This is a genomic window from Rhizobacter sp. (assembly GCA_021153565.1).
Taxonomy (GTDB): domain Bacteria; phylum Pseudomonadota; class Gammaproteobacteria; order Burkholderiales; family Burkholderiaceae_C; genus Albitalea.
Genome location: JAJKJU010000372.1, coordinates 1 through 7,350 on the forward strand (window position 1 = coordinate 1; position 7,350 = coordinate 7,350).

The 7,350-nt window shown below is 63.6% G+C and carries 5 protein-coding genes, 1 tRNA gene and 2 pseudogenes; 4 read left to right on the forward strand and 4 right to left on the reverse strand.

What is annotated here, in order from left to right; translation table 11 throughout:
• Window positions 1–309: 309 nt before the first annotated feature.
• Both AC30NL_RS22865 and AC30NL_RS22870 read left to right on the forward strand, forming a co-directional pair.
• A complete protein-coding gene (locus tag AC30NL_RS22865) occupies window positions 310–1,176 on the forward strand; it encodes a PP2C family protein-serine/threonine phosphatase (protein ID WP_489466280.1) in 867 nt (288 codons plus the stop codon).
• Complete coding sequence (locus tag AC30NL_RS22870; RefSeq protein ID WP_489466281.1) at window positions 1,173–3,620, forward strand: serine/threonine-protein kinase; 2,448 nt, start codon at window positions 1,173–1,175, stop codon at window positions 3,618–3,620. Before AC30NL_RS22865 ends, AC30NL_RS22870 begins: the two co-directional genes overlap by 4 nt.
• A 211-nt stretch (window positions 3,621–3,831) precedes the next feature.
• Here AC30NL_RS22870 and AC30NL_RS22875 read toward each other — a convergent pair.
• Window positions 3,832–3,907 (reverse strand) — tRNA-Asn (locus AC30NL_RS22875).
• 61 nt (window positions 3,908–3,968) lie between these two features.
• On the opposite strand from AC30NL_RS22875, the pseudogene AC30NL_RS22880 reads away from it, so the two are divergent.
• Both AC30NL_RS22880 and AC30NL_RS22885 read left to right on the forward strand, forming a co-directional pair.
• A pseudogene (locus AC30NL_RS22880) lies at window positions 3,969–4,268 on the forward strand (IS110 family transposase); the annotation flags it as partial.
• A 406-nt stretch (window positions 4,269–4,674) separates the two neighbouring features.
• Window positions 4,675–4,875: pseudogene (locus AC30NL_RS22885) on the forward strand (IS1634 family transposase); the annotation flags it as partial.
• Between the two features lie 61 nt (window positions 4,876–4,936).
• Here AC30NL_RS22885 and AC30NL_RS22890 read toward each other — a convergent pair.
• The 3 genes from AC30NL_RS22890 to cobA are packed head-to-tail and all read right to left on the reverse strand — an operon-like array spanning window position 4,937 to window position 7,193.
• Window positions 4,937–6,037 (reverse strand): NAD(P)/FAD-dependent oxidoreductase, encoded by a 1,101-nt coding sequence (locus AC30NL_RS22890; protein WP_489466282.1) that lies wholly within the window; start codon window positions 6,035–6,037, stop codon window positions 4,937–4,939.
• A gap of 17 nt (window positions 6,038–6,054) precedes the next feature.
• A complete protein-coding gene (gene fdxA / locus AC30NL_RS22895; RefSeq protein ID WP_280154902.1) occupies window positions 6,055–6,378 on the reverse strand; it encodes a ferredoxin FdxA in 324 nt (107 codons plus the stop codon).
• A 56-nt stretch (window positions 6,379–6,434) separates the two neighbouring features.
• Window positions 6,435–7,193, reverse strand: a complete 759-nt coding sequence (cobA, locus tag AC30NL_RS22900; protein WP_489466283.1) for a uroporphyrinogen-III C-methyltransferase — start codon at window positions 7,191–7,193, stop codon at window positions 6,435–6,437.
• Window positions 7,194–7,350 lie beyond the last annotated feature (157 nt).

The window sequence follows — 7,350 nt, forward strand, 5'->3', positions numbered from 1 at the left end:
GTTCAGACTGGCGCCGCCCACACCTCCGTTCGGGCTGAGGTATCGAAGTCCTCCAGCGCGGGTTGGGGCTTCGATACCTCAGCCCGAACGGGGATGGGTAAGGCCCGAACGGGGATGGATTCAACCTGAACGGGGATGGGTGCAGCACGAACTTCACCCCTTCAGGCTGCCCCCGCTCAAGCTGCCGCCGCCCACACCTCCGTTCGGGCTGAGGTATCGAAGCCCTCCAGCGCGGGTCGGGGCTTCGATACCTCAGCCCGAACGGGGGGGGGTAGAGCCCGAACGGGGATGGGTGCTGAGGTGAATCCGATGAGCCTGATCACCCCCCTGGAACCCAGCACCGGCGGTGCGCATCACCCGACCAGCGTCTTGATGGAAAGCCACCGATCCGTCCACACGACGCTGTTCGGCCGCATCGAGTCGGCCGTTGCGTCCTCGTGCGGCAGCGTTCACGCCGTCAATGAAGATGCGCACAGTGCACTGGATGAGTCCGGGACGATGTTCGTCGTGGCCGACGGAGTCGGCGGCGGTGCCATGGCGGCCTTGGCCAGCCGGCATCTCGTGACGCACCTCCATGCGCAGCTGAACGGGCATCGCATCGGTGCAGCGGGCATTCGTGAAGCAGTGATGTCGGCAGATCGTGCCATTGCAAAGAGCATTGCCGAAGTGACCGACCTGGCAGGGGCGGCGACGATGGCCTTGTGTGCGGCGGCAAATGTGTTCGCCTCGAAATGGGCGGTCGCGTGGGTCGGCGACTGCCGTGTTTACCAACTCGCTGCCGACCGCGATCAGCCGCTTCAGGCATTGACGCTCGACGACACCTTCGAGCATTTGACAGAGACGCCGCCACCGGGCGGTGCCCCCGACGATCCGGCGCGCATGGTCGGCAACGGCGCGGTCTCGCATGCGAACGTGGCGTTCACGCACGTCGGCCATGGCGACCTGCTGCTCATGTGCAGCGACGGTGTGCACAAGTTCGTCGACACCAAAGACTTGACGCACCTGCTTCGCGGCCAATCTTCGCTTGCTCGACGATGCGAGGACATCATCGCCCTCGCGCGCGCCAACGGCAGCATTGACGATGCGACCGCGCTGGTGGTCCTGCGCGACGGGATGGCAATGCAGCGCCCGTTGTGGATCGATCGGCTCGTCCATCATGAAAGGACACGTCGATGACGCCCGCCGATGTCGAACGCGTCTTTGGTCGCGGCCGCCTGAAGATGGTGACGGGCGAACACGTCGAAGTTTTTCGCGAAGAGGCCTTGCCCGGCGAACGCCGCCGCTACACCAAGCGCTTTCTGTCGACGACTGAAGGCGACTTTCGCCATTGGACGGAACGTGAGTGGCGCATCCTGGCGCGCTTGGTGGGCCACCGGATCGGGCCGGTGCCCGACGTCGTGCAATTCGACCGCGGAGACGCCGGCCGGCCGGCGCTGGTGCAGACCTACGACGCCGGCATCACCGTCGACCATTGGGCCACGCTCTTGCCCGTGCAGCGTGACGGCCACAGGCTGCGCCACGTTTTTGAAGACTGCGCGCACTGGTGGGCGCTGGCGCGGCATAGCGTCGCGGCGCTTGAAGCCATTCACGATCTTCAGTTGGTGCACCTGGACTTGAAGGCCGACAACGTCTGCATTCCGTTGGGGCCGGTTGATTTCATGCCCCACGTTGCAGGCCAGGTCCTGCATCCCCAGTTCGGCCAGATTGCGTTGATCGATTTCGCGTTCTCTCTGGTGTCCGGGGAAAACCTCGCCACTGCATTGCCGATCGGGCACCAAGTCGAGTACGAATACCAGTCGCCCCGCTTGCTGCGGGCGCTTGAAGCAGGGCGTGACGGTGACTTGCAGCCGACGCGGCAACTCGACTGGCGTTGCGACGTCTTCAGCCTCGCGGCAATGCTGCGCCGCTATCTGCCCGACGCCGATGCGGTAGAACGCAATGGGTGGACGGTGCACCGCTACGAACAGGCTCAGGCGCTGGTGTACCGGATGTTCGACGCGCATCACGCGGCACTGACGACGCGGCCGCATCGGCAGTGGATGGCGATGGCGGAACATGTGCTGCGCGACGTCGCGTTGGCCGATTCGCTTGAGCGCGGTTGGCAGCTTGCCGGCGAGATGGTCGACGCGCCGCTGGAAACGCCGACGCCGGTGACGCGCATCGCAGTGCCGGTACACGCGATGCGTCCAGTGGCGCCGACGTATTTGCAGCTTGCGCCGAAGCCCTCGCTGCGTGGCGAACGGGTCCGCCGATGGGCGTGGGCCTCAGCAGTGGCGACGTTGGGAGCGATCAGCGTTCCTTTGCTTGGCGAAGCGTGGCTGGCGCAGCGTGACGTGCCGAAGCAGGCGGTGGCGGCTGAGCCTGTGCGGGTCGCGGCGGCAGCGCTTGCGCCGGTGAAAGATGAGCCGGTGAGCCCAAGCGCTTTGGCTGCTTCCGAACCGGCGGCGGTGGCTGAGTCGCGGTCCGCAGCGGACCCCGAGGCTGTTGCCGCATCTTTGCCTGTGACAGCAACGTCTCCTGTTCCAGCCGCGGCTTCGGAAGCTGCACCTCCACCTGCACCTGCACCGCCGGTGCGCAAAGCAGTCCGTGCTGCCGCGGGTTCGTATACGCCATCACGCGCGCCGACCTCGAAGAAGTCAGTGGTTGTGGCTCGCCCCGCTGCCAAACCCTCGCCTGCACCTCGGGCCGCAACGCCACGTGCTGCAACTGCGACAACCGCTCAAGCATATGCGCCGGCGCCTGCCCCCGCTGTCGCGCCAGTGCCCCTACCCGTCGCGACGGCCGCACCACCCGCTCCAGCACCCGAGCCAGACGCTGCACCCGCTTCGGTGTCACTGACCTCGACCATCCCGGAGCCGCTGTTGAAATCGACACCGCCTCGTGTCGTGGGTGATGCTGCCCGGCGTGTGGAGTTCCCGGAAGATTTCAACGAAAGGGCGGACGAACTCCTGGTCCATCACATACCGCGTGTTGCGCAGAAAGCAGAGCGTCGTGTCCTGCACGTGCTGCACGTCGCGGCGCACGCCGATGCGAGCTGGCAGGCCGCCTCCGTCATCGACGCAACCCGGACTCTTCGAATGCCTCCTGACGGGGCGCTGGCGGACATCCCGTCGGCATTGAACGATGCCCGTCGCCTGAACGATGCAGCCGCTGCCGCATTCTGGAACGGCCGCGGCGCGCAACGTGCGCTGAGCCTGCAGTTGCGAGCGTTCGGCGCGAATCCCGACGATCCTGAAGTCGCAGGCAATCTCGCCTACTACTACCTCAAGCAGCGCCCCACCCAATCAGAACTGGCGCGTCAACTCGCGATGTACGCCCTGACGCTGGACGATTCGCGGTTCCCGAACGGCAGGCTTGAAGACTGGACCACCCTTGCCATCGCCAGCGCCCTGGCAGGCCGCCCTCGCGACGCGAGCAACGCCTGGTTCGTGACGCTCGCTCTATTGCCCAACCCCGACCGGTCATGCCGTGCTGCACACGCTGCCTATGCATCGCACGGCGAACGACTCAGGGAACCCATCGAAGCCATGCTGTCACGCATCAGCGCCTGGGGCCGGTCGCAGGAATCGATGTTCTGCCGATGGCCGCCAAGCTGGTCGGCGCGCGCGAGAACTCAGTGAAGAGGAGCGGCAAACTTGAGCAGCCAAGTTGGGCAACTGAATAGGCGCGAAGACATGGGTGAGACACCAGCAACTGGGGCTGTCGCGGCGGCAGCGAAGTCGACGGACATTGCAGTCCTTTTGTTCGCCCCAGACTCGCAAGAACGCTTACATCGAGCCGCTGAAATGCAGAAGGGGTAGCAGGCACTAACCGGCTACCCCTTGCAAACTATGGCTCCCCGACCTGGGCTCGAACCAGGGACCTACGGATTAACAGTCCGGCGCTCTACCGACTGAGCTATCGAGGAACAGCCTTGCATTATAGCCAGTTTCTTCCGACGTTTACAACACTCCTTCAACCGAGAGGACATCCGCCGCGGCAACGCCTGGGTGCGTCAGCTGCTGTGCGAGTTCGCTCAGGCCGCAGCACGAACGCGTTGCGCCTTCAAGGACAAGTTAAGGCCCTGGTTATCCGCAAGTGCCACAACAAGTCTGTCGTCGCACTGGCGCACAAGATCCTCCGCACGATCTACGCCATGCTGTCCAGCGGCACCCACTACAAGGACCGGGTCGTTGATTGCGAAGCATTGAACGTGGTGCGCGATGCCCCCTCGCTGGTTGAAGATGCTGCACAAGCACGGCTACATCGCCGCCCCCGCTACCGCTTAAAAGAGAGATTTATCCCCGCGGCACTACCGCGCCCCGGCCGAGCATCAGGCCAGGATTCGTTACGTCCGGTCGGGGTGGTCTTCCACACTAAGCGACGCATATAACGCCGAGGGCTATTGGGATTACCTGACGATTTTCGGATTCGCCATTGACAACCGCAACAAGCTGGCGTGATTCGACATCGATCGCCTCGTCCCGACCGACACCGGCACCGTCTTCTTCTTTGACGGCAGCCAGCGCCGCCGAGGCTTCGAGGCCAATTGCAGATACGTCACGTCGAGGGGCCGCGACGGAAAGCTTGTCCCTGCCAGGAGATTTCCTTGCTGAGAGCGACCGCACATTGCTGCCCACGACGGGCTGCGCGCTTCCCCGGCTACGAATCGCTTCGATGCGTAGCCTGCGTTTCGAGCGCCAATACGGCTACAGCCGAGACAACGCTCGGATTGCCGGCAAGTGGTCATCTCGCGCTGGTTCACGCCCGAGGGCTTCCCGCTGAGTTATTTAAGAGGTGCTGACGGGCAACACGGCCGACAACACGACGCTGGGCGATTTTCTCGATCGCATCGAGAAACGATATGCGCATCGCATTTGGGTGATGGACCGCGGTGCGGGGCAGGCAAGTGCCGCCGGAAAAACCATCTCGTAGCCCGGATCGTGTCCGGGCTGCTTCAATCGAACACAGGAGTCTCGACACCCAACACCTTGTGCAACTTCGGACTCGTCGTCGTGTACTGCAGATGAATCCGCTTGTCCGGGAAGATGTAGGGTGCGGCCGCGAAAGCCGCCAGCGCTGCCTCATGGAATCCCGACAGAATCAGCTTCTTTTTCCCCGGATAAGTATTCACATCCCCCACTGCGAAGATCCCTGGCGTGGTTGTTTCGAACTTCTCGGTATCGACAACGATCTGCTTGCGTTCGAGGCTCAGGCCCCACTCTGCGATCGGCCCGAGCTTCGGGCTCAGGCCGAAAAACACGAGCAACATGTCCAGCGGCATCACGCGTGTGACTGCGTCGCTGCCGGTGACCTTGATGTTGACGAGCTTGCCGTCGGACTCTTCGATGCCTGTTACCTGTCCCACCACGAACTGCATCTCGTAGGCATCGCACAGCTCGCGCATCTTCGCGACGCTCGCGGGCGCTGCCTTGAAGCCATCACGGCGATGGATGAGGATGACACTCTCGGCCTTGTTGGGCCCGTCCTGCACGAAGTTCAGCGTCCAGTCGAGCGCGGAGTCGCCCCCGCCCACGATCACGAGATTCTTGCCGGCGAACTGCGCGGGGTTCTTCACGCGGTAGAAAAGCTGCGAATTGTCGAACTTGTCGAGCCCTTCGACCTTGAGCAAACGCGGCTGGAACGAACCCACTCCGCCTGCGATGAAGATCGTCTTTGTGAGAAAGCGCGTGCCCTTGCTTGTCTCGACGCAGAAGCGGCCATCGGCCTGCTTGTCGACCACCGTCACTTCCTGCCCCAGGTGAAAGGTCGCACCGAAGGGCTCGATCTGTTTGAGCAGGTTGTCGGTTAGTTCCTTGCCCGTGCACACTGGCACCGCAGGTATGTCGTAAATCGGCTTGTCAGGGTAGAGCTCGATGCATTGCCCGCCTGGGTAGGCGAGAGAATCGATGATGTGGGCCTTGATCTCGAGAAGCCCCAGTTCGAACACCTGGAACAGGCCGACCGGCCCGGCACCGACGATCACAGCATCGGTCTCGATGGGTCCGTCGTGCGAACCGGCGGTCTTCGAAATCTCCACGCTGGCGTTCGGTTCCATGTTGTCCTGTTGAAGTCTTACTTGATGAGTTCCGGCAGCTTGCCGGTTTTGTCTTTCCACTCGTCTGCATCGGGCAGCGCGGGCTTGCGCTTGGTAATGCTCGGCCAGTTCTTGGCGAGGTCCGCGTTCAGCTTGATCATGTGCTGCTGATCGCCCGGAACATCCTCCTCCGGCATGATCGCGTTGACTGGGCACTCGGGGATGCACACGGCGCAATCGATGCACTCATCGGGGTCGATGGTGAGGAAGTTGGGGCCTTCGCGGAAGCAGTCGACGGGGCAGACGTCGACGCAGTCGGTGTACTTGCAGCGGATGCACGATTCGGTGACGACGTGGGTCATGGCTCTCGCTCAGTGTTGTTTGGTTGGGATCTGCGCATGCTGCGCAACCAGTAATTTTAAGGCTTCAGGGGTTCCGCGCAGGTCTCAGACGCGTCTATGGGATTGCGTTGCGCAGTCGCGCGCAGCGCTCGCGCGCCAGCGCCCACGGTGACGATGGTCGGACGTCCCGCGTGCAGAAGGCTCGCCCGCGGCAAGGTCGCGATGGTGTGATCGCTGTGGAGCTGATCGGGCCAGCCGGCGCGCGAGACGGCACACGCAGGGGAGTCGCTCGGCCATCCGGACTCAATCAATCGGCGCGACAGGGCGCAGAGCTGCTTGCCGGCCATGTAGAAGACTTCGGTGTCGGCGGTGTGCGATGCGTGCACGGCACCGGTGCGGGTCATGGCCGTCGTGAGGCTCACGCTGCGGCCGTGGCCGCGGCGGGTAAGGGGGCGCTGCGTCGCTGCTGCAGCGGCGATGGCAGCCGTCACACCCGGCACGATCTCACATTCGATGCCCGCATCGGCCAGCGCTTCGAGTTCTTCTTCGAGGCGTCCGAACACACTCGGGTCGCCGCCCTTGAGGCGCACGACCACGTCAACCTCGCTGGCATGCTTTACGAGCAATGCGTTGATGGTCGCCTGCCCGGTGCTGGCCGAGAAGCCACGCTTGCCGACGTGCACCCATCGGGCGCCCGGCGCGAAGTCTCTCAAGGCCGGGTCCGTCAGGGCGTCGAAGAGCACCACGTCGGCCGTCGCGAGAAGACGCGCGCCCCGCAATGTGATCAGGTCGGCCGCGCCGGGACCTGCTCCGATGAAGACCACACGTCCGTTCATGAATGCTCAGAGGCTGAGAGTTTTTCGAGCGTGCCCGAGCAGCGCGTCAAAAGGCGCCTGATCTAGGCGCAAAGCACAGCCATAGCCCGGGCTATGGCGAGCATTTGCAACGACGAGCAGGGGTCTTTTGGCGTGATGAGCGGGCATGATCGAAATA